The 22,997-nt window shown below is 56.1% G+C and carries 20 protein-coding genes; 4 read left to right on the top strand and 16 right to left on the bottom strand.

Features of this window, described 5'->3' with window-relative positions; all coding sequences use genetic code 11:
- Positions 1-52 precede the first annotated feature (52 nt).
- Positions 53-3,070: a proline dehydrogenase family protein gene (locus ACWHYZ_RS08325; protein WP_447986815.1), complete on the top strand. Its 3,018-nt coding sequence runs from the start codon at positions 53-55 to the stop codon at positions 3,068-3,070.
- Between the two features lie 5 nt (positions 3,071-3,075).
- Here the strand turns inward: ACWHYZ_RS08325 and ACWHYZ_RS08320 are convergent, their stop codons facing one another.
- Positions 3,076-3,894: a hypothetical protein gene (locus ACWHYZ_RS08320; RefSeq protein WP_447986814.1), complete on the bottom strand. Its 819-nt coding sequence runs from the start codon at positions 3,892-3,894 to the stop codon at positions 3,076-3,078.
- A gap of 148 nt (positions 3,895-4,042) precedes the next feature.
- Here ACWHYZ_RS08320 and ACWHYZ_RS08315 point away from each other — a divergent pair, with 148 nt between their 5' ends.
- Together ACWHYZ_RS08315 and bioD are read left to right on the top strand one after the other, a co-directional pair.
- On the top strand, positions 4,043-4,777 hold the full coding sequence (locus ACWHYZ_RS08315; protein ID WP_447986813.1) for an SDR family NAD(P)-dependent oxidoreductase: 735 nt from the start codon (positions 4,043-4,045) through the stop codon (positions 4,775-4,777).
- Positions 4,774-5,517: a dethiobiotin synthase gene (gene bioD / locus ACWHYZ_RS08310; RefSeq protein ID WP_447986812.1), complete on the top strand. Its 744-nt coding sequence runs from the start codon at positions 4,774-4,776 to the stop codon at positions 5,515-5,517. The genes ACWHYZ_RS08315 and bioD overlap by 4 nt, the downstream gene beginning before the upstream one ends.
- Here bioD and thiE read toward each other — a convergent pair.
- The 13 genes from thiE to ACWHYZ_RS08245 all read right to left on the bottom strand — a co-directional run bounded on the left by thiE (position 5,474) and on the right by ACWHYZ_RS08245 (position 18,885).
- Positions 5,474-6,088, bottom strand: a complete 615-nt coding sequence (gene thiE / locus ACWHYZ_RS08305; protein ID WP_447987540.1) for a thiamine phosphate synthase — start codon at positions 6,086-6,088, stop codon at positions 5,474-5,476. The genes bioD and thiE overlap by 44 nt on opposite strands.
- A gap of 51 nt (positions 6,089-6,139) precedes the next feature.
- Complete coding sequence (gene accC / locus ACWHYZ_RS08300; RefSeq protein ID WP_447986811.1) at positions 6,140-7,498, bottom strand: acetyl-CoA carboxylase biotin carboxylase subunit; 1,359 nt, start codon at positions 7,496-7,498, stop codon at positions 6,140-6,142.
- 152 nt (positions 7,499-7,650) lie between these two features.
- Positions 7,651-8,223 (bottom strand): acetyl-CoA carboxylase biotin carboxyl carrier protein, encoded by a 573-nt coding sequence (gene accB, locus ACWHYZ_RS08295; RefSeq protein WP_447986810.1) that lies wholly within the window; start codon positions 8,221-8,223, stop codon positions 7,651-7,653.
- Complete coding sequence (gene efp, locus ACWHYZ_RS08290; RefSeq protein WP_447986809.1) at positions 8,220-8,780, bottom strand: elongation factor P; 561 nt, start codon at positions 8,778-8,780, stop codon at positions 8,220-8,222. Before efp ends, accB begins: the two co-directional genes overlap by 4 nt.
- Positions 8,781-8,814: 34 nt before the next feature.
- Positions 8,815-9,270 (bottom strand): type II 3-dehydroquinate dehydratase, encoded by a 456-nt coding sequence (gene aroQ, locus ACWHYZ_RS08285; protein ID WP_447986808.1) that lies wholly within the window; start codon positions 9,268-9,270, stop codon positions 8,815-8,817.
- A 265-nt stretch (positions 9,271-9,535) separates the two neighbouring features.
- Complete coding sequence (gene coaBC / locus ACWHYZ_RS08280; RefSeq protein ID WP_447986807.1) at positions 9,536-10,747, bottom strand: bifunctional phosphopantothenoylcysteine decarboxylase/phosphopantothenate--cysteine ligase CoaBC; 1,212 nt, start codon at positions 10,745-10,747, stop codon at positions 9,536-9,538.
- 15 nt (positions 10,748-10,762) lie between these two features.
- Positions 10,763-11,161 carry a DNA-directed RNA polymerase subunit omega gene (gene rpoZ, locus ACWHYZ_RS08275; RefSeq protein ID WP_447986806.1) on the bottom strand — a complete coding sequence of 133 codons (399 nt, stop codon included), beginning with the start codon at positions 11,159-11,161 and terminating at the stop codon, positions 10,763-10,765.
- A 16-nt stretch (positions 11,162-11,177) separates the two neighbouring features.
- Positions 11,178-11,831: a guanylate kinase gene (gene gmk, locus ACWHYZ_RS08270; RefSeq protein ID WP_447986805.1), complete on the bottom strand. Its 654-nt coding sequence runs from the start codon at positions 11,829-11,831 to the stop codon at positions 11,178-11,180.
- A gap of 80 nt (positions 11,832-11,911) precedes the next feature.
- Entirely contained in the window at positions 11,912-12,811 is a 900-nt protein-coding gene (locus tag ACWHYZ_RS08265; protein ID WP_447986804.1) for a YicC/YloC family endoribonuclease, read from the bottom strand.
- Positions 12,787-13,458 (bottom strand): endonuclease III, encoded by a 672-nt coding sequence (gene nth, locus ACWHYZ_RS08260; protein ID WP_447986803.1) that lies wholly within the window; start codon positions 13,456-13,458, stop codon positions 12,787-12,789. The genes ACWHYZ_RS08265 and nth overlap by 25 nt, the downstream gene beginning before the upstream one ends.
- A 15-nt stretch (positions 13,459-13,473) precedes the next feature.
- Complete coding sequence (gene hflX / locus ACWHYZ_RS08255; protein ID WP_447986802.1) at positions 13,474-15,102, bottom strand: GTPase HflX; 1,629 nt, start codon at positions 15,100-15,102, stop codon at positions 13,474-13,476.
- 79 nt (positions 15,103-15,181) lie between these two features.
- A complete protein-coding gene (tsaD, locus tag ACWHYZ_RS08250) occupies positions 15,182-16,267 on the bottom strand; it encodes a tRNA (adenosine(37)-N6)-threonylcarbamoyltransferase complex transferase subunit TsaD (RefSeq protein ID WP_447987539.1) in 1,086 nt (361 codons plus the stop codon).
- A gap of 188 nt (positions 16,268-16,455) precedes the next feature.
- Positions 16,456-18,885 carry an ATP-dependent Clp protease ATP-binding subunit gene (locus tag ACWHYZ_RS08245; protein ID WP_447986801.1) on the bottom strand — a complete coding sequence of 810 codons (2,430 nt, stop codon included), beginning with the start codon at positions 18,883-18,885 and terminating at the stop codon, positions 16,456-16,458.
- A gap of 198 nt (positions 18,886-19,083) precedes the next feature.
- On the opposite strand from ACWHYZ_RS08245, the gene ACWHYZ_RS08240 reads away from it, so the two are divergent.
- On the top strand, positions 19,084-19,965 hold the full coding sequence (locus tag ACWHYZ_RS08240; RefSeq protein ID WP_447986800.1) for an NAD(+)/NADH kinase: 882 nt from the start codon (positions 19,084-19,086) through the stop codon (positions 19,963-19,965).
- Here the strand turns inward: ACWHYZ_RS08240 and ACWHYZ_RS08235 are convergent.
- Positions 19,957-21,345, bottom strand: a complete 1,389-nt coding sequence (locus tag ACWHYZ_RS08235) for an FAD-dependent oxidoreductase (protein ID WP_447986799.1) — start codon at positions 21,343-21,345, stop codon at positions 19,957-19,959. The genes ACWHYZ_RS08240 and ACWHYZ_RS08235 overlap by 9 nt on opposite strands.
- A gap of 177 nt (positions 21,346-21,522) precedes the next feature.
- Positions 21,523-22,980, bottom strand: a complete 1,458-nt coding sequence (locus tag ACWHYZ_RS08230) for a class II fumarate hydratase (protein ID WP_447986798.1) — start codon at positions 22,978-22,980, stop codon at positions 21,523-21,525.
- Between the last annotated feature and the right edge of the window lie 17 nt (positions 22,981-22,997).

The following is a 22,997-nucleotide window of genomic DNA, read 5'->3' as shown; positions in this document are numbered from 1 at the left end:
GATCGGTCGCGCAATTTTCAAGGGGATTCACAGTGAGTGTATACTATAAGAGATGACACGTCTAATCCCGAATGTCACTGAAAAACATAGCGTTCCCGATCTCGAATCGGCGATCGACCGAATAGCTCATGAACTCGCCGGTCGCTCCGCCGGTTTAGCGCCCACCCTCTTCAATCGACGATGGTGGTCGAATACGCTGCTGGACTGGTGCATGAAGGATGAGGCCTTCAAGGTCCGCCTGTTTCGTTTCATCGACCTCTTGCCATCCTTGAAGGACGATCGTCAAGTGACCAAGCTAGTCGCGGAATATTTTGAAGATCTCCGGACCTTAGCCACGCCCCTGCAATGGGGACTTCGAGCCGCCTCCGTCACAACACTTGGCGCGCGTCTCGCCGGCCATACGTTGCGTCAACAAATCCTAGAAATGGCCCGGATGTTCATCGCCGGGACGACGGTGCAAGATGCGGGGCCGAAGCTGTCGCAACTCTGGAAGAGCGGACGAGCCTGCTCCATTGACTTACTGGGGGAAGCGAGCGTCTCAGAAATCGAGGCCGACCGCTATCGCAGGCGTTGCCTTGAAGCCCTCACCCTGCTTGGTCGCGATACTGCCACCTGGTCGTTCGACAACCTCTTGGAACGCGATCATCTCGGAACCATTCCTCGCGTCCATCTCTCCGTGAAGCTGTCCGCGCTCTATTCGCAGCTTGATCCCGTCGACCCCGAGGGCGCCTATCAGGCAATCGCCGCTCGTCTTCGCCCCATACTTGATCTGGCCCAGACCATCCCCGCCGCCATTACGTTCGATATGGAGCAGGTAGAGATCAAAGACATCATTCTGACCGCCTTCATGCGACTCCTTTCCGAAAAGGCGTATCGGAGCTACCCGCATGCCGGCATTGCACTGCAAGCCTATCTGACCGACTCGGCTGAAGACTTGGATCGACTGGTGAGATGGGCTCAGCAACGCGGCGCACCGATCACCGTACGTTTGGTCAAGGGCGCCTACTGGGACTCCGAAATGATACGGAGCCAACAGCGCGGGTGGACGATCCCCGTCTTTCGATCGAAGGCCGACACGGATGCTCATTACGAGCGGCTCAGCCGAACGTTACTGGAGCACATCAATGTCATTCGACCGGCGTTTGGGACGCATAATCTTCGGAGCCTAGCCCATGCCGAAGCGCTGGCTCAAGCCAGCGGTCTTCCGCCGGAAGCTTACGAATTTCAAATGCTGTTTGGCATGGCTGAATCGTACCAAACTGCCGTGGCCAGCTCAGGGCGACGCGTGAGGATTTACGCTCCCATTGGGGAACTGATTCCCGGCATGGCGTACCTCGTCCGGCGACTGTTGGAGAATACGTCTAATGAATCCTTTTTGCGGAAAGAATATTCGGAGAAGGAACGGCTTGATCTGCTCTTGAATCCACCTCTTCAGACATCAGGGTCCCCGGACATTGGCGGCAATGGCGCGGCCGATCCATCGGGCGATCCCGCCGTGTCCGTAGATCGCTTTGTGAATGAACCGCTCACGGACTTTTCCCGCGACGCTTCCCGATCCGCCATGCAAGAAGCCATCGACCGTGTCAAGAAACAGTTCGGCCGACACTTTGCGAGTTCGTTCACAGGCGGCAGCCCGTCCGGGCCTGAATTCGTTTCACGCAATCCGAGCCGACCGGACCAAATAATTGGCCGCCTCCAAAGCTGTTCAACCAGCGATGTTCAACGTGCTCTGAACAGCGCCACAACCCGTGCGTCTCATTGGAGATCCCACACGCCGGATGAGCGCGCAGACATCATGATCAAGGCCGCGGCACTGATGCGCCGGCGTCGATTTGACTTCGCCGCCTGGGAAATTTTCGAAACCGGTAAGCCATGGCGCGAAGCCGACGCAGATGTGGCAGAGGCCATCGACTTTTTAGAGTTCTATGCCCGAGAAATGCGACGCCTGAGCCATCCGCGCCGGTTAGGACATGAGCCGGGCGAATTGAACGAACTACTGTATTCACCGCGCGGCGTGGCGGCCGTCATTGCGCCCTGGAATTTTCCACTCGCGATTCCAACCGGTATGGTGTCCGCCGCACTCGTCACGGGCAACGTCGTGCTGTTCAAGCCATCCGAACGATCGTCCATCATCGGATTGTTGCTGGTGAACCTGCTCAAAGAAGCCGGCCTACCGGAGGGCGTGCTTCACGTCCTGCCAGGCGGACCCGATATCGGACATACATTGGCGACGCATCCGGACGTCGACGTGATTGCCTTTACCGGTTCTAAGGAAGTCGGTCTGCACCTGTTAGGCCTGAGTACGCATGTGACTGCCGGTCAACGTATGCTGAAGCGGGTCATCGCCGAGATGGGCGGGAAGAATGCGATTATCATCGATGAAACGGCGGATCTCGACGAGGCGGTCACTGGCGTGGTGAAGTCTTTTACGGGATATCAGGGACAGAAGTGCTCGGCCTGTTCGCGTGCCGTCGTACACGAGTCGGTCTACGAACTCTTTCTCAGCCGACTCACGGAGGCCGTGATGAGTCTTCACATCGGCCCGCCTGAACATCCATCGAACGTGATGGGCCCCATGATCGACGAGCGCGCTCTCGCAAAGGTTGAAGAGTACATCGAGATTGGAAGGAAGGAAGGTCGAATTGTCGTCATGGGGCGGAAGCAGGAGCCTGGTTATTTTGTTACGCCGACGATCGTCGCCGATATTCAGCCGTTTCATCGGCTTGCTCAGGATGAGATTTTTGGGCCGGTGCTTGTCGTCATGCGGGCACGGTCATTTCAAGAGGCCCTTGACATCGCTAATGACACATCCTACGCATTGACGGGAGGCGTCTACTCCCGGAGTCCGGCAAATATTCGGGCTGCTCGACTTCAGTTTGACGTGGGGAATCTTTATATCAACCGTCCAATTACCGGCGCACTCGTAAACCGGCAACCATTCGGCGGACATCGTCTCTCAGGAGTCGGGGCGAAGGCGGGTGGAGAAGACTATTTGAGCCAGTTTATGATTGCGCGCGTCGTGAGCGAGAACACGTTGCGGCGGGGATTCGCCCCATCAGAATGGGAATAGGCCTATTAAGGAATTCGGCTCGTCTGCGGCGTCGTGGACATGGACTCCAACTCTTCGGTGATTTCCGTCACCATTCCCCGGTCGCTTTTCAATGGCGGCAGTTCCTGCCGTTCGACATACTTAATCAACCCGACCCCTTTCGCAAACCACGCCGTCATGACATCCGACCCCACCGCTGATCGGCGATTACCGGACAACGTAATCCGCATGGTCATACGCGCCTCAACCCGGATGGCATCCGGATAGGTGCCGGCCGGAACGGTCACGGACTCTCGACCCATGGCGGTGACGACGGCCTCCATATCGGCCTGCTCGTTCTGTTCGTCGCCATCGAGGTCGCTGCCGAAATCGAGCCCCTTTCGATTGAACTGTTGAAAGGAGGAGGGGATCTCGATAGGAAACCGAACAATCTGATAGGGAACCAGTTGTTTCTCCAGCGGTGTGCCGGGATCAGAGCCATAGTAGACGATCCCTGCGACATCCTTCCGGTAATAACTATCGGATGGGCCATGGTTACCGGGGTTCGTATCGTGGAACACCTTGACGGTGACACCTTTGATCTTGTCCGTTCCTTTGACCGTGGACACATTCACAAATCCATTTCGCGCAATGGTCTGGAGCGGCCCTTCCATCACTTCCCCACGATACCGCCATTGCATTCCCGGGCTATCGGGGAAATAATCCTCGGCGTTGGCAATTCGTTCCTTTTCGTGACCGGCAGGAGGTTCAAGGGCCCAGACGTTCGTCGGGACAACGATCATGAGAGCCCAGACAGTGACGGAAGCGATGTGCGCGAACGCATGACGGCCGACTAGACACGGCATAGATCTCCTCCACGGTTGCTTTACGCATAACACAACGTCTTGACTCCCAGCAAGCGTCGCGGAAGACCTCGTTGCCTTGTCTTTGGGGATTCCCGTAATATCGCCACCTCTGATGTCCAGACTCACTCAAGCCCCGAACAGAACCGACTTGGCACAGGACCGTAGAGCACGTACCGTCCTCATCACCGGAGGATCACGAGGTATCGGTCGGGCCTTATGCCTCGCATTCGCACGTGCCGGCTGGCAGGTCGGTGTCCATTACCGTGAACGCAAGGCGGAGGCTGAGCACACGATTGCGCTCATGGCTGAGGACGGCAGCGAAGCGATGACGCATCAAGCGGACATCCGTGATCCTATGCAGGTCGAGCTAATGATCAAGAACGTGGTAGCCTCCTACGGTCGACTCGATGTCATGATATGCAATGCCGGTGTGTCGGCCAGTCGTCTTCTCCTACGCCTCACTTCAGAGGAATGGGGCAACATCCTGGCCACGAATCTCACCGGGACTTTTCATTGCGTTCAATCAGCCGGCAGACAAATGATCGAGCAAGGCGACGGATCCATCGTCGTCGTCAGCTCCTATGCAGGTTTGCATGGCGATGTCGGTCAATCAGCCTACGCCGCCTCGAAAGCCGGATTGCTGGGACTCGTCAAAGTGGCGGCGCGAGAGTGGGGCCGGCACAATGTTCGGGTGAACGCTGTCTTGCCCGGTTGGCACAAGACAGAATTATCCGGTACTGCCATGCCGAGCGAGGCGGAGATCAATGATCATATGTTGGGACGGACTCCGACCCTCGAGGACATCGCTTGCTCCATCGTTCATCTAGCGACTTCGCAGGACATGTCCGGACAAGTCTGGAATCTGGATAGCCGTCTGTCATGATTCAGCAGTTCTCATTGCGGCACAACCACGGCTGTTTCATCACGGGGACCGATACGGGAGTCGGGAAAACAGTCGCCACTGCTGCATTGGCGGTTTGCCTAAAGCAGCGCGGGGTTCGTGTTGGGGTCATGAAGCCGATTGAGACAGGCTGCTTGGACGCGGAGGAACTTGGCTCGGATGCATCCCGCTTGCTGAATGCCATAGAGGGAACGGTTGCCCTCGATCTCGTGAACCCTTACCGCTTTTCTATGCCGCTTGCTCCATTGGATGCCGCCCGTGCAGCAGGAGTGACGATTGAGATGGATCGTATTGCAGCGGCGTTTCATATCCTCGCGAACGATCAGGATTGTATTTTGGTGGAGGGTGTCGGAGGGGTCATGGTGCCTGTCTCAGACAAGATGGATGTCCGCGACATGATTGCCTCCCTCCACTTGCCGGCTTTGGTCGTCGGGCGTACCGCGTTGGGAGGCGTCAATCATGCGCTTCTGACGATCGAGGCATTACGGCAGCGGGCAATTCCCGTTGTCGGCATTCTGCTGAATCAGCTGCTCCCTACCCCAAACCACGAGCAAAGTGAATCGACCGCCAACTTGATCCGAGAGCGAAGCGGAGTGCCTGTCTTTGGACCAATCCCCTATCAATCGGCGTGCCGACTGGATTGGATGGCAGGAGTGGGCAAGATCACGCAGGAGCCGGCTATTCACTCATTGGCCGAGTCGCTCGTGCAATCCGGTCTATAAACACATTCACGGCGGTAGCAATATCCGGCGCTGCCCAGACAGCCGACATGACCGCAATCCCGTCCGCGCCTGCTTGCATGATGCCTTCCGCACTGGCGATCGTAATGCCGCCGATGGCAAACATCGGGAGCGGCGTCAACCGCCGAGCGTGCCAAAGGCCTTCCACTCCGACAACCGGCTCATGGTCTGCTTTCGACGCGGTTGGAAAAATCGGGCCGAATCCCACATAGTCGGGACCTCCCGCCGTCGCCTCACGCACTTGCTCGGCGGTATGCGTGGAGATGCCGATAAGCTTGTCGGAACCCATGACGGCCTTTGCCAATGACAGCGGCAGATCGCCCTGTCCAAGATGCACGCCATCCGCTTCTACCGCCATTGCCACATCGCAACGGTCATTGACAATAAACGTCGCCCCGACATCACAAGCGGCCTGCCGCAATTGCTCTGCCTGATGATAGAGGTCTCTCCCGGTCGCGGTCTTATCTCGATATTGAAAGAGCATAGCTCCGCCGGCTGCGGCTTCCTTTAACGCTTCGACCAGCGTAAGCCGTCGCACGAAGTGAGGGTCCACGATTATGTAAAGGCCGTGAAGTGTCTTCCGACTCGGTGGAATTGACACGAGCTACTTGTTCGCAGAAGCGTGATTGGCCAGAAGCCGGTCCAGAAATGTCGTGGAGACGCGTCCCTTCATGAATTCAGAGTCCACGAAGATACGCCGGTGCAGCGGGATGGTCGTCTTGATGCCCTCGATGGCAAATTCTTCCAGGGCCCGCCGCATTCTGGCCATCGCCTCTTCCCGGTCCTGACCGTGCGTGATGAGCTTGGCGATCATCGAATCATAGTAGGGGACGACCATGCTGTTCGATTCCATGACGGAGTCCACGCGAACACCGATGCCCCCGGGTGGATGGTAGCGGGTAATCAGTCCGGGACAGGGCGTGAATTTCTCCGGGTCTTCGGCATTGATGCGACATTCAAAACTGTGACCGGTCAACTTGATGTCCTGCTGGCGAAACGCGAGCGGCATCCCGGCTGCAATCTTAATCTGTTCCTTAATGAGATCGATGCCCGTGATCATTTCCGTGATCGGGTGCTCCACCTGAATACGGGCGTTCACTTCCATGAAAAAGAAATTTTGATCTTTATCGAGCAGAAACTCCACGGTGCCCGCATTGCGATAATGCACCGCCTTGATCGCCTCAACGGCGACCCGTCCCATTTCTCGTCGGAGTTTTTCATCGACAGCCGGGGAGGGCGTTTCCTCCACCAACTTTTGATAGCGTCGTTGGATGGAGCAGTCGCGCTCGCCCAGGTAGACCGTGCGTCCACGCTCATCGGCCAAGACCTGAACTTCGATATGACGCGGCTCGATAAAATACCGTTCGAGATACACCGCTTCGTTCCCAAACGTCGACTTGGCCTCGGTCTGCGCCGCTTGGAAGGCGCGCACCAGTTCGTCTTCTTTATTGACGACGCGCATCCCCCGTCCACCGCCGCCCGCGGTAGCTTTGATGATGACCGGGAACCCGATTTTGCGCGCCGCCTCCATGGCGTCCGCGTCACTGCGCAATTCACCGGGACTGCCTGGAAGAACCGGGATGTTGCGGCGCACCATGATCTCTCGCGCCCGCGCCTTATCTCCTAACGCCGCAATATTCTCTGAGGTGGGACCGATAAACTTGATCCCGATGGATTCGCACACCTCGGCAAAGTGCGCATTTTCAGCCAAGAACCCATAGCCGGGATGGATGGCTTCGGCGCCCGTCACCTCTGCCGCACTGAGCACGTTGGGAATATTGCGATAGCTCAGCCCGTCTTCCGCGGGCCCCACACAGATGTGTTCATCGGCAAGCCGCACATGCAGCGAATTGACGTCGACTTCCGAATGGATCGCGACCGTGGAAATGCCGAGCTCTTTACAGGCTCGAATCACGCGAAGGGCGATTTCTCCACGATTGGCGATAAGGACTTTTTTAAACACGACGGACCTTCACGCAACAACAGCAGGACATACAAAAGGCCGACTCTGACACCCGCTCGAATCAGAGTCAGCGAAGACCCGGCACTCTTCTTGGGATGCGTTGAAGATCGTGACGATCCGAGACGCCGTTGGATGCTTATTCAACATCCTGGTCAAGACGCTTGGGATGGGTCGACTAAGAACAGGGGTTGCCCGTATTCTACCGGTTTCGTACTTTCGGCCAAAATCTTCACCACACGCCCATGCAGCTCAGATTCGATTTCGTTCATCAACTTCATGGCTTCCACAATGCACAACACTTGCCCCTTTTTCACAACGTCTCCCTCTTCCACATAGGGATCGGCATCGGGGGACGGAGATCGATAAAACGTGCCGACGATGGGCGATGTGATCGTGACCATCCCGGCGGTATTTTCCGAGACTGAGACGGCCTGGCTATCCGTCTGTGGCGGTGTGCCGCCCGTCATGCTGTCGGATTTCGTCACGAGCGCCGTTCCGGGAGCGGACTCACGTTTCAATCGAATGCGAAAGCCTTCACGCTCGAATTCCAGCTCGGCCAGATTATGCTGTTTTAGCAGATTGATAAAGCTTTGAATGGACCGGCTGGGCTCGTCCAGCGGGCCGTTGTCGTCTTTGAAAGATTGTGGACGACTGGATACGGTGGGCGGCCCGACCGAGGAGTGTCGGGTTCCTCCGGCGCGTGCTGACCGCTTTGACTTTTTCACCGTACACGCTCCACATACGCGCGGGTCCGCGTGTCGATTTTGATCACTTCGCCGATCTCAAGGTACAAAGGAACCTTGATCATAGCGCCCGTTTCGACAATGACCGGCCTCGTGCCGCCCGAGGCCGTATCCCCGCGGACACCCGGCTCTCCATCCACGACCTTCAGCTCAATAAAGATCGGCAACTCCACCGCCAGTGGCTGATGCTCATAGATGAGCACCTTCGAGATCGTATTCTCTTTCAACAGGTCGGCATTCACGCCCAACTGTTTTTTTTCATACGTGAATTGCTCAAACGTTTCCGTGTCCATGAAGGTATAGGTATCACCCGCGGCATATAGGAACTGCATGTCGCGTTCTTCGAGATCCGGTTCTTCCAATTTTTCACCCGACCGAAACGTGCGGTCGAGGACGTTCCCTGTTCTATAGCTCTTCAATTTCGTGCGGACGAAGGCACCGCCCTTTCCCGGTTTCACATGCTGAAATTCAACGATATAAAACGGCTCTTTATCAATGAGCAATCGAGATCCGTTACGGAAATCTGCGGTCGAAATCACAAACCTATCTCCCTTCTTCTGTCACGAGCATACATTACTGTGCCTGGGAACGGACCGACTTCAGATGGCTCAGGGCCGCCCTCATTCCAAGCAAGTACCCGGTTGGACCAAAGCCGGAAATCTGCCCGACCGCGACCCCGGCAATGTAGGAACGATGTCTGAAAGATTCCCGCTTGTAGATATTGGTAAGATGCACCTCAACGGTTGGAATCGCCACAGCGGCGATTGCATCGCGTATTGCAATGCTGGTATGCGTGTAGCCGGCTGGATTGATGACGATGGCATCGAACCGACTCTTCGCATCTTGAATCCACGTCACCAATTCCCCTTCCAGATTGGACTGCCTGATGTCCACTCGAACGCCCTCCTGTCTCGCCAAATCTTCGATAGTCGCATTAATCTCCTTGAGAGAGAGCAATCCATATATCGATTGTTCCCGCGTCCCGAGGAGATTCAGGTTTGGGCCATGTAGGACAAGAATGCTGGTCATCGTGAGAAATGTCCGCTGTTCGTCCAGTTATTTTTACGAAAATGGCGCTTATTCTAGCAGGGCCTATCCGAGGGGTCAAACAAAGTCGCTGACGGGAATGTCCGTGAGTCCCGGTGGACTTATCCATGTTCACACGGAGTTTAGGCGAGATCGCACGGTGAAATCTTGCAACTCTATATGCCCGTGGCCGATGGGGTTTCAAAGAAAGGCGAAGTCGGAACTGGGCAGCGTGGAGGCGTGAGATGAGCGCCCGGACTGATGCATGCTACCGCGCGGGCTTACGCTGTGGACCAAGCATCAAGATGGCGTCTAATACTCTATCGGCCAACGCCCGCTTAGACATCACCGGAATCGACGTTGTTCGTCCTTCCCGATCGATCAAGACGGCAGCAGAGGTATCCGACCCGAAGCCAGACCCCGCTTCAGCAACATTATTGCCAACGATGAGATCCAGTCCTTTGCGCTTCAACTTGTCCGCTGCGTGTTCAGCCACGGCTTCCGTCTCAGCGGCAAATCCCACAATCAGTTGTGAGGAACGTTGTTGAACCAATAGCGTCAGGATATCATCGGTCGGCTCTAACTCAAGGTGCTGCCAGGCACCGCCGCCCTTTTTGATCTTCTTCAACCATGGACGCTTGGGGCGAAAATCAGCCACTGCGGCCGCCATAATGACGACAGTCGCCCAGGACAGTCGTGATTGCATGGCTTTTGTCATTTCTTCGGCGGTACAGACGCGAACCGACTCAATCGCCGGAGGGGTCGGCAAGTCCGTTGGGCCCGTGACTAGAATCACCTCCGCCCCCCGATGTCGAGCCGCTTCCGCAAAGGCATATCCCATCTTCCCCGATGAACGATTGGAAATAAATCGAACGGGGTCGATCGCTTCTTGTGTCGGCCCTGCCGAGACCAGGACGTGGTGGCCCGCACAATCGCGCTGCGGCATCAAGGCCGCTTCAATGGCGGCCATGATGAGGCCTTCTTCGGTCAGACGCCCTTTCCCAACCTTACCGGACGCGAGCGCGCCTTCTTGGGGATCAAGGACTTTCACCCCTCGCTGACGCAACGTGCGTACGTTTGCCTGGACAGCCGGATGATCCCACATCCCTCCATCCATCGCGGGAGCCAGAATCAGGGGACAGGTTGCGGTGAGCACCATCGTACTGAGGAGATCGTCCGCCAACCCCGTCGCATATTTTCCGAGTTGATTGGCGGTGGCCGGAGCGATGACGATCGCATCAGCGTGTTCCGGAAGAGTAAGATGGAGCATTGCTTGACCGGGGTGGAAAACGCTCGTTGCGACGGGACGCCCTGACAGCACTTCGAAGGTGAGCGGGCTGACAAATCTGGTCGCCGATTCCGTCATTGCCACGGTCACCTCAGCCCCTTCTTGGACGAGGGTGCGCACGAGCATCACCGCCTTGTAGGCAGCGATGCTGCCACTCACGCCGAGGACAATTCGAGCGCCGAGCAGATTCATCGCAATTGGCGGGAGCTACTCCTCAATATCCGGCTCGGAATCAGCGGCGGCCTCAGGTTCCACCTCTTGCACTTTTGGCGAGTCATCGACGTACACACTCAGTTCTTTCTTAATCTCTCGCGCATCCTCTCCCAGCGTCGTACCGGCCGTCGCCATCCGTTCGAACTCACTCTCCCGCTTTCGCTTCATCTCCTTCATCGCTTGACGGGCATCGGGACCCATGAGGAACTCGAGACGGCCCTGCACCATTTCGTCGATGGCCACCGTCGTTTCTTTCGTAAATTTCGTTGAGATCATCGGCCGTGAACCCTGCATGATCTGTTTGGCTCGCTGCGAGGCCGCAATCACGAGTCGATGGCGTGAATCATATCTATTTTTGCTGTTTTCCGGCAGTAAGGCCAGCATGTCGATCATGATCGTTCTCTCCTTTTCAATCAGACTGATCGTTGGCGCTCCGTGAATGGAGCTCCTTTTCCCGAATAAAGTTTTCTTCGAGCCAATGCAAATCGACGCGTTTGGTTTTAATCCGTTCGGCCAGCACGATGGCCTCAAGCTCCTTGATCGCGTGTGTCATATCGTCGTTTTTGACGATGTAATCGTATTCCCGATAGCTCCACATTTCCTCGCGGACCTTCTGCAAACGGCGGTGGATCTCTTCCGTGGAGTCTCCGCCCCGCTGCTCCAGCCGGAGTCGCAAGGCGTCGATCGATGGAGGCAATATATACGTGTATATGGCATCTTCAAAAATCTTTTTGATCTGCCGCGCTCCCTGCACATCAATCTCCAAGAGCACGTCAATCCCCCTGTCCATCATCTCGATCAACGGCGTGCGAGGGGTCCCGTATCGATGGCCATACACCTGCGCCCATTCCGCAAACTCATCGCGCTCGACGAGGTCTTGAAAGTAGCGAGCCTCGACAAAAAAATACTCCCTCCCGTGCATCTCCCCGGGTCGCGGCGATCGAGTGGTATACGAAATTGAATGCTTAAGGTGAGGAACGCGCGCCACCAATTCCTTGCACAGCGTCGTTTTCCCGGCCCCGGATGGCGCAGACACGACAAACAACAAACCCCGACGTTCCATAAATTTAATTGCGCCTTGAGCTGTCCGCTGTCACCAGTCGGCCTCGATGCAAGAGAGCTGATTACCGATAGCGTCTTCCGTCATTCGATATTCTGAACCTGCTCGCGGATTTTTTCCAATTCGCCCTTAAGCTTCACCACATGCATCGCGATGTCGGCATCATTGGCCTTAGAGCCGATCGTATTCACTTCTCGGCCAATTTCTTGAAGGAGAAAATCAAGTGTTCGACCCACCGGCTCCTCAGCCTTTAATGTCGTGTCACACTGCGCAAGATGCGAGGCCAACCGCGTCACTTCCTCGGAGATATCACACCGATCCGCATACAGAGCCAATTCCTGGGAAAGCCGCCCTTCGTCAAGCTCGGGAAGTTCGGTTAACTTTGCTATGCGGGCTTTCAAGCGTCCGAGATAGTCCTGCGCAACGTGCGGGCTCCGTTTCTCCACATGCCCAATTTCTTCCCGAACGGTGTGCAGACGATGCTTCAGGTCCTTTTCAAGCGCCGCTCCTTCACGCCGACGCATCTGATCCAGCATCGACAACGCCTCCGTCGTCACTCGTTTCGCGGTTTGAACGAGGTGTTTCTCGTCAACGGGACGATCGCTGACCGAAATGAGATCTCGATAGCCGGCCAACATCGCGACGTCAATTGAACCGCTTAGGCGTAATTGCTTTTTCAGATCACGAAGCAAGCCATGGTACTGTCTTGCGAGGGCCTGGTCAAGACTCAGTTGTTTGCCAATCTCCTTGCCCCCTGATAATGACACCGTCAGCTCAACTCGTCCTCGTGCACAACGCTGCTGGACCATCCGCTTCAGTTCTTCTTCCAGCGAAGACAGTGCCTTTGGAAGACGAACGACGATTTCGCAGAACCGGTGGTTGACGGATCGCAATTCGGCCGTCACCGTTCCGCCAGACCAGGCGCCTTCACTTCGTCCGTATCCGGTCATGCTGATGATCATCGCGGTCGCTTTCCTTCCCATGAACAATCGCTATAGATGGCGCATTGTTCGCACTTCGGACGCTTCGCCACGCAGATATAGCGGCCGTGTAATAAGAGCCGCTCAGAGCCTGAAGTCCATTCATCAAGCGGCATCACCCGCTGCAAATCCTGCTCAATCACCTCGGGATCCTGACTCTGCGTCAGCCCCAGTCGATGCGCCACTCGCTTCACATGTGTGTCGACCACCACGGCGGGCTGATCAAAACAATTGCCCAAGAGAACGTTCGCCGTCTTACGTCCCACCCCGGGCAATTGAACTAATTCTTCCATAGTCTGCGGCACCTTCCCGCCGAATCGCTCCAGTAACATCCTGCCGGTGCCGATCAAGCTGCGCGTTTTACTTTTGTAAAAACCGGTGGGCATGATGATGGTTTCTAACTCGGATGGATCGGCCTTGGCATAGTCTGCCGCATTCGTATATCGGCGGAAGAGTGCCGGCGTCACTTCATTGACTCGTTGATCAGTGCATTGGGCGGATAAGATTGTCGCGATTAACAGTTCCAAGGGATTGCGATGATTCAATTCCACCTTGGCATTCGGCATGGCTTGATGGAGCCTGGACAGGATTCGCGACACGCGCTGCCTGATGGATCGGCTCGACGCCGGTCGCGCTTTGGCGGTTCTCATGAGACCTCAATGCGACTAAGACCCGGCGGCATTTTCCATCATCGCAAACGGTCGTTTGATCGGATCAGTATCCAGACCGTTGCCTGCGATCTTGGCGTGGTTCAGAGACCGATCCAGGCAGTCGATCAAGGGTGGCAATGTTTCAGGGCGAAGCGCTGAGATGGCGACCGCCTGATAGCGTTTACGCAAAACCTCAGCGTCCTTCGCCTCCAGGCGATCAATCTTGTTGAGCACCAAGAGGCGCGGAATATGGTTCAGCCCTAGATCGGACAGCGTCTTTTCGACCGCTTGGATCTGACCATCAAGATCTCGGGAACCGGCATCCGCAAGATGCAAGAGGACATCGGCATCCTGCAGTTCTTCCAAGGTCGTACTGAAGGCCCCGAGCAGATCTTTAGGAAGATCCCGGATAAACCCTACAGTATCGGTGATGATGACCTCGCGATCATGAGGAAACCTCAGACGGCGACTCGCCGTATCGAGCGTCTCGAACGGCCGATCTTGGGCCGACACATGGCTATCCGTTAAGGCGTTCAGCAGGGTCGATTTTCCCACGTTCGTGTAGCCGACAATGGAGATTACAGGCATCATTCGTCGGGAGCGCTGAGCGCGGCGTTGGTCACGGTGGCGTGTGAAGGCCGACAATTCCCGTTCCAGATGGGTGATCCGATCGCGAACTCTTCGCCGATCCGTCTCCAATTTCGTTTCTCCAGGCCCTCGCGCGCCAATGCCTCCACCCAACCGCGATAGGACAGGGGTGCGGCCTGCAGTGGTCAGCCTGGGAAGCAGGTATCGCAATTGGGCCAGCTCAACCTGAATCTTGCCCTCGCGGCTATGAGCACGACGCGCAAAAATATCGAGAATGACCTGGGTGCGATCCACCACCTTCATATCGGTAATCTCGGCGATAGCGCGCACCTGGGCCGGCGTCAAATCCTGGTCGAAAATTAAGAGATCCGCGCCCTGCTGCAAGGCCTTCATGACCGCTTCCTTCAGCTTCCCGATACCGAGCAAATATTTCGGGTGGATTTCCTTTGGGCGTTGCCGTACCGTGTCGAGGACGGTCATACCGTCGGATTGCACCAGTTCGATGAGCTCCTCCACCCGTTCTTCCTGGAGCAAACGGCCCTTGGTCGAGACGCTGACGACAATGGCCGTGGAGTTTCCGGCCTTGATCTCATGGCTGGCCGCCTCGCGTGCCAGCTCATCTTCGAGCGCGTGTATGAATTCGGCACAATCCAAATGAAACGCATGGAACGACGATTCGGGCAATACTTCACATAATTGCCCTTTCGGATTTGCCGGGAGAATATGCGCCACATACATTGAAGCGGGAAGCGTGTCTTGGCCCACGCCGACTGCGGCCATCAAATCCAGTCGCAACAGTGCGAGATCGGTTAAATCGTCCTGACTGAGGGGCTCATTTTGTAAATGAGTATGAACGAGTCTCACGCCCCGCAATGACCGAGCCCCCACTCGGTATTTCCAGAGGTCGTTTAAGATCAATTCTCGGCCATTTCCAACAATGACTTGTTCGATGCTGCCACGCCGATTGATGACGAGGCCGATCTGGCAGCGAATCTCGGCCGACAGTTCCGTGCAGGCACGAGCGAGTTCAGGCGTGACCACCTTGTCAACCGGCACACGACGCCGGTAGAGATGCTGAAGCCGCAGAAGCTGCCCGGCTTTTAAGCCATGAATATTCCCAAGGATGGTTGGAATCTTAGGATCTCCCTGCAGGACGTAATCGAGTCGATCCCTTGCCTCTACCGCTCGGCACAGAGGATGGGGCGTTCGAATCGGTGGTGTGCAATGACCATTCAGGATCCGCTTCTAACTCCCAGGACGCCCGATGTCCGGCTAAATAGGCTTGACGCCCGGCCGCTGCAATCATCGCCGCGTTGTCGGTGCAGAAGGCTCCTCGGGGAATGGCTAACGGAATGCCCATTTTGCTAGCCCGAGCAGTAAGCAGCGTGCGGAGGCGTGAATTGGCGGACACGCCCCCCACCACCGCGAGCGCGCAGGCCTTGTACTCCTTCACGGCGGCAAACGCTTTATCCACAAGGACTTCAACAATGGCCTCCTGATAGCTCGCGGCAATGTCGGCCAATGGTCTCGGAGTCCCCGACCGCTCCAAGTCGCGCAGATAATACAGTAACGCCGTCTTGATTCCACTGAAGCTAAAATCCAAGTTATTATTTTTTAGATAGGGCCGGGGAAAGGAAACGGCAGCAGGATTACCGAATTGGGCGAGTCGATCCAGTGCAGGTCCGCCGGGAAAACCCAGTCCCAACATCTTCGCTGCCTTATCAAACGCCTCGCCGGCCGCGTCGTCGAGCGTATGCCCCACCAATTGATAGGCTCCCACGGACCCGGTCAGGTACAGATGTGTGTGCCCACCCGAAACGACCAGGATCATACAAGGGCGCGGCAAATCGGGGCACTCCATCCACGCAGACGCAATATGACCTTCGAGATGATTCACTCCAATGAGAGGAATGCCTCTCGCATAGGCTAATGCTTTTCCAACGCTCACCCCGACGAGCAATGCGCCAGCCAATCCAGGTCCGGACGTGACGGCCACGGCATGGAGATCCGACCACTCAATCTTCGCCTGAGTCATCGCCTCGGCCACCACCGCTTCCACCGTTTCAATATGCCGACGCGCAGCCAACTCGGGTACCACACCGCCATATCTCCGATGGACATCGTGCTGAGAATACAGCACGCTGGAAAGGAGTATGCCCTCTCCACGCATCACGGCGGCCGCCGTTTCATCACATGATGTTTCGAGGCCTAACAGGGTCAGAGCCGAAGCCTGCACGGAAGAAATAGAAGCGGGAAATATTGATTTCGCTGCGATGCCGTCACCTTGTGTAATCACTCAATCCGAACTAGCTTTTAGACAGCACGACCCTCGAGTGGAAATCACCCGAGGGTCGTGCTAATTGTGACTTGAACTGACCGATGCGTGTTGAATGTGCGATAGCTGCCTGATTAGACGCCGGCCATCGCCTCCGCTTCAATGAAATTGGGTGCGTTGTCTCGCAATACGACCTTGATCCTCCGCACATCTTTGAACCGGCCTCTGAGCAATTCTTCCGAGAGCGGATCGCCGATGTTCTTTTGGATCGTCCGACGCATGGGCCTCGCACCGTACAGCGGTTGATAGCCTTCTTGGATCAGCCACTGCTTTACGTCATCGCCGACTTCCAACTGCACACCCCGTTCGAGCAGGCGCGCGTTGAGTTCCTTGATCAGAATATCGGTGATGCTGATTAAGTGCTCCTTCTCAAGCGGGTGGAAGACCACGACTTCATCGATCCGGTTGAGAAACTCCGGACTGAAGGACCGACGCAATTCGCCCAGCACATCGTCCTTGATCCGACGATCATGATCGCTTTGCTCCACTCGATGGAAGCCGAGCGAGACGCCTTTCTGGATCAACTTCGTCCCCAGGTTGGAGGTCATAATGATGACCGTATTTTTGAAATCCACCTTGCGCCCGAGGCTATCCGTGAGTACTCCGTCATCGAGGACCTGGAGCATCACGTTGAAGATATCCGGATGTGCTTTTTCAATTTCGTCGAACAGCACGACTGAATACGGACGCCGCCGGACACGCTCGGTCAACTGGCCGCCTTCTTCGTACCCCACATATCCGGGAGGAGCCCCAAAGAGACGGGAGCTCGTGAACTTCTCCTGATACTCCGACATATCGATTCGAACCAACGCATCTTCCGTATTGAACAGGAATTCAGCGAGGGCCCGCGCCAATTCCGTTTTTCCGACTCCGGTGGGTCCAAGGAAAATGAACGAGCCGATCGGCTTCTTCGCGTCCTTGATCCCGGCGCGTGAGCGACGAATCGCACGGCAGACGGCGGAAATAGCCTCTTCCTGCCCCACGATCCGCTTATGGAGAAACTCCTCCATATTGAGCAGCTTGTTGGATTCTTCCTCTTCCAATTTGAAGAGCGGGATACCGGTCATCTTTGAGACCACGTAGGCCACGTCCTCTTTCGAAATGACGGGCCGATTCTTTTCCTGAGTCTTCTTCCACTCTCGCTTCGATTCTTCGAGGAGCTTCCGGAGCCGCTCCTCCTCCTCACGAAACTTGACCGCCTCCTCAAAATTCTGCAGTGAGATGGCGACTTCTTTCTCACGCGACACTTTCTTGAGCTCTTGCTCCAATGCCTTTAATTCGCCGGGCAAAGCATACGTCTGCAGCTTGGCACGAGACCCCGTTTCGTCGATGAGATCGATCGCCTTGTCCGGAAGGAACCGGTCAGTAATATAGCGATCAGACAGCTTGGCGGCTTCCACAATTGCTTCTTCTGTGATCTCCACGCCGTGGTGTTCTTCATACCGATCGCGCAGACCTTGAATAATGCGGATCGTCTCATCGATGCTTGGCGGCTGCACGTAGATCGGCTGAAAACGCCGCTTGAGGGCGCCGTCTTTTTCGATGTGCTTGCGATACTCGTCCAACGTCGTGGCGCCAATGCACTGAATCTCACCGCGCGACAATGCGGGCTTCAACATATTCGAGGCATCAATCGACCCTTCTGCCGCGCCGGCTCCAACCAAGGTGTGAAGCTCATCGATGAAGATGATGATGTTGCCCGCCTGGGCGATTTCTTTCATCACGACTTTGAGCCGTTCTTCAAACTGGCCTCGATATTTAGTGCCCGCGACGAGCGAACCGAGGTCCAGCGCGATCACACGCCTCGACAGCAGGTTATCGGGGACTTCGGATTGCACGATACGCTGAGCTAGACCTTCCACGATCGCGGTCTTGCCGACGCCGGACTCTCCGATCAGAACAGGATTATTTTTCGTGCGCCGGCTCAGAATCTGCAGCACGCGCTCAATCTCGTCCGCACGTCCGATCACCGGATCTAATTGACCTTCTTGCGCCAATTGAGTCAGATCGCGACCGAACTCATCAAGCGCCGGCGTATTGCTTTTCCGATCGCGTTCACGTGGCGCCGACTTGCGGAGGAACGTCACCGTCAGTTGTCGAGCCGTCAGCAAGTTCGCGCCCAAGCTTCGAAGAATTTTTCCGCCGATGCCCTCTTCTTCTCTCAGAAGTCCAAGCAGCAAATGTTCGCCGCCGATATGGTTGTGACCGAGCAGGCGAGCTTCTTCGACCCCATATTCGATAACCTTCTTCACGCGAGGGCTGAACGGGATTTCACCGAACGTCATGGTGGTCCCGCCACCGGGAAGATTCCGTTCGATCTCCAACCTGATCTGCTCAGTGGAGAGACCCATTTTCTTAATGATCATGAGGGCGATGCCGTCCGTCTCACGGAGAATGGCCAAGACCAAATGTTCCGTGCCCAGATAGTCATTCTGGTGGCGCTCTGCTTCCTCCCTGGCTAGGATGATGATCTTGCGACCCTTATCCGTGAATCGTTCGAACATCCTACCTCCTCTGTGGCTTTGCGGTGAGACGAAAACGTAGGCAAACTATCGGAAATGCTGCTGTAATTCTATCGGCCGAAACCGGGCATGTCAAGAGCTCCTAATGCCGAACGTCGCACGAATCCGAGAGACGACAGCCCTTCGTTGACACCATTCTGAGGCCTCGATACAATCGCCCTTCCCACGCTGCAGACCCTCATGTGTAATCACGACCAAATGAACACCATCGGTATCCTGACGAAGCCGAAATTCCCCGACGTCAAACCTATTCTAAAGGATTTGGTATCGTGGTTGCGAGAGCATCAGAAAGACGTCGTGCTGGACAGCAAGACAGCCGCATTGATCGGTGAGTCGGCGACGCATCAAAAGCCGCAAATGGCTGCCCTAGCGGATATGCTCGTGGTGTTGGGTGGAGACGGCACGATGCTGAATGCCGCCCGCCTGGTGGAAGAACGCGGCATCCCGATTCTTGGTGTGAACATGGGAGGATTGGGATTCCTGACCGAGGTCGGCGTGGAACATCTCTACCCAACATTGTTGAGCATATTTGCAGGAGAGTATCACCTGGAAGAGCGGCTCATGTTGCGCGCGCGGATCGATCGTCACGGAGAGCATGTCGCTCAGGCGACCGTCCTGAATGACGTCGTCATCAGTAAAGGAACACTGGCTCGCATGATCGAAATTCAAATTTCGATCGAAGGGCAGTTCGTGACCCGACTGCGAGGCGACGGACTGATTATTTCCACGCCAACTGGATCGACCGCGTATTCGCTCTCCGCCGGAGGACCAATCATCAACCCTTCGGTGCACGCGCTCATTCTGACGCCGATCTGTCCCCACACACTCACCCATCGCCCGCTTGTCATTCCGAGCAATGTGGGGCTCGAGGTAGTGCTCACGGGGAAGGACGAAGGGGCCATGACGACGTTTGATGGGCAGGTGGGAGTCGCCATGGTTCAGGGCGACTCGGTGACGATGAATGCGTCCAATCATCGGACGCGGCTGATCCGCTTTCCGGACCATACCTATTACGATGTGCTTCGAAAGAAATTGAAGTGGGGCGATGGATCGCTACCGTGACATCCCGCTCAGGTTGTTCTGAAGAATGTGGTGCAGCATCTCTTGATTGCTGGCAAACTTAAATTCTCCGATGCAGTCCTGCGTCTTCGTGCAGGCTTTTTCCGCTTGCTCAAGCACACGAAGACCTTCGACTCCGACCGCTTGGATGTTCCGTTCTTGCATGACCTCGCGGAGTCGTTGTACCACTTCTTGCCTTGGTTCTCGTCCGCGCGGCGTCTGCGTCTCGAGATAACGAGCCAACACCTCCGCGCACCATTCGCCATCGCGCTTGGCGATTCCCACCAGACCTTCGCTGGCTTTCCGCGCCCACCCGGTTAGGAAGACGCCTTCCACAATCTCACCGGTGGCCTCGTCGTATGCTTGAAACAGAGCGTCGTCCGGCTCGTTCCCGGAAGGCTTCGGGTTGGTGACGAATATGCCATTTTTATAAGGAAGGCCGAGCGTATCGTCCACGCGATCACCCACCGCGAACACAACGCTATCACAAGGAAACTCGTAATATTGTTTGAGTCCAACGGCAGCGGTGTCTTGTCCCTTGGGTTCGAGCTTCGTTTCCTCGAGCTCTAATGCGCGAACGCGATTGTTCGCATCGGTCAGCACACGTCGCGGTGACGCGAGAAAGCGGAATCCCATTTTGGTGGCACTTCCGGTAGGCTCACACTTTGTGAACTCCTCGGTCATGTCCTTAAAAATCTTGTCCGGCTCCTGGCCGACCGCTTCTAAACGAGAGCGCACCCGGGAGAACTCTGCGCGCAACATCTCATGGTCAATGTTCGTGCAGATGGCACGGATTTCTTTGGGATTGTACTTTCGTTCCAGCGGACCGCGTCGCGCAATCGCCGTCACCTGCTCGACCTGCTTATACCGGGTCAACCAGTGGGCGATATCGACCATCACATCACCGACTCCGATCACGGCGACCCGCCGCCCCATGTCAAATGGTCGCTCGCCGAAGCCCGGCAGCCGATTGAAGTGGTAGACGACATCTTTTGCATGAAATACACCCGTCGCCGAATCGCCTTCCACACCGATCGTCTTTGTACCTTGCGCGCCGGTGGCAAATACCACTGCACTGGCACCGACAGCTCGAAGATCATCGACCGTCAGTGCTTTCGTTTGACCGATGGACACGTTGCCAAAATAATGAACGTTCGGCCGTTCCACCACTTCCCAATACGTCTTTCTCAAACCACCACGCAATTTCAATTTGCTTGGGAAAATTCCATATTCGGCGAGCCCGCCGAATTTTATGTCCCGATTCAAAATGATGACCTCATGCCCGGCTTTGGACATGATATTCGCGACCGACATACCCGCTGGACCAGCGCCCACAACAATGATAACGTGAGCCCGTTGGCCACTCACAGTTACTTCACCCATTGCGACCCCACCGATGAATAAGCATTAAGTCCTGAACAATTTCGCGAAAGTAGCACAGCAACATTTGGAATGTCAAAATGCACAGGACTCCGTAAGTCCTGAATGAGCGGATCGACGAGAGGCGCAGGCGGGACCGATGACGACCGCGATGACGACTGAATGGATCTGAACGCCGCCTCAACCACCTGCAGAACCCACCGGCCCTCCCGGCTCGGTCATACGCCACGGATCCAGCAGTGCCGTGAGCCGATCTTCGGGCAGTACTTTCTGAGCGCGTGCAATATCACGCACGCTCTTTCCCGTGCGATACGCTTCTTTCGCCAGTTTTGCCGCCGCATCGTAGCCAATTTCTGGAGCCAGGCCTGTGCACATGGCCAGACTTTGTTCGATGAAATTTCGACAGCGTTCTTCATCGGCCTTCACGCCTTCGATACAGCGAGCCGCAAAATTATTGGAGACAGTGGCCAATAATTCAATCGACTGGAGCAGGTTGTACGCCATAACGGGAAGCATCACGAGCAATTCAAAATTTCCGGACTGTCCACCGACCGTAATGGTCACGTCATTACCGATTACTTGCGCCGCCACCATGGTGACGGATTCGGCAATCACGGGATTGACCTTACCGGGCATGATGGAGGATCCCGGTTGGGTTTCAGGCAAGATGATTTCGCCGAGTCCGCATCGAGGGCCCGAACCGAGCCATCGAACATCATTCGCAATCTTCATGAGGCTCACAGCAATCGTGCGAAGCACCCCGCTGGCTTCAACAAGTGAATCCTGAGTCGATTGCGCTTCAAAATGATTCGTCGCCTCACGGAACTCGCACCCGATTTCGCGGGAGATACTGGCCAGCACACGACCGGCGAATTCGGGATGCGCATTCAGCCCGGTACCGACTGCCGTCCCGCCGAGAGCGACTTCACTCAGCACTCGTTGGGCGTGCTTCGCTCGTTCAAGTCCGAGTTCAATTTGGCGGGCATAGCCGCTAAACTCCTGCCCTAAGCGCACCGGCGTGGCATCCTGAAGATGGGTTCGGCCGATCTTGACGATCTTGTCAAACTCCTGCGCCTTGCGGGCCAGCGCCTGCTGAAGACGTGTCAGCGCGGGAACAAGTTGGCGCTCGATGCTGTCGACCGCGGCGATATGGATCGCTGTCGGGATGACGTCATTGCTCGATTGTCCTAAATTGACGTGATCATTGGGGTGCACCAATTTACTGCCTCGAGCGCCACCCAGCAGCTCGGCCGCCCGGTTGGCAATGACCTCGTTCACGTTCATGTTCGTCGAGGTTCCCGAGCCGGTCTGGAAAATATCGACAGGGAATTCCTCGTCCCACTGCCCGTCTATGACTTCTCGACTCGATGTCAGGATGGCATCCGCAATCCTTTTTTCAAGCAGGCCAAGAGAGACATTGACACTCGCCGCGGCCCATTTAATTAATCCCATGGCCCGGATAAAGGATCGAGGAAAGCGAAGGTCGCTAATGGGGAAATTTTCGACGGCCCGGGCGGTTTGGACTCCATAGTAGGCTGCGGCAGGGACAGCAAGCTCTCCCATCGTGTCGCGTTCCATGCGTGTCGCGCTGGACGTCGCCGACGAGCCGTGCTGATCGTGACCGGTTTTTGCGTTCATAGCCTGACACTCCGATT

The sequence above is a fragment of the Nitrospira sp. Nam74 genome (genome assembly GCF_965152615.1).
This window is presented reverse-complemented; position numbering and strand designations above follow the sequence as displayed.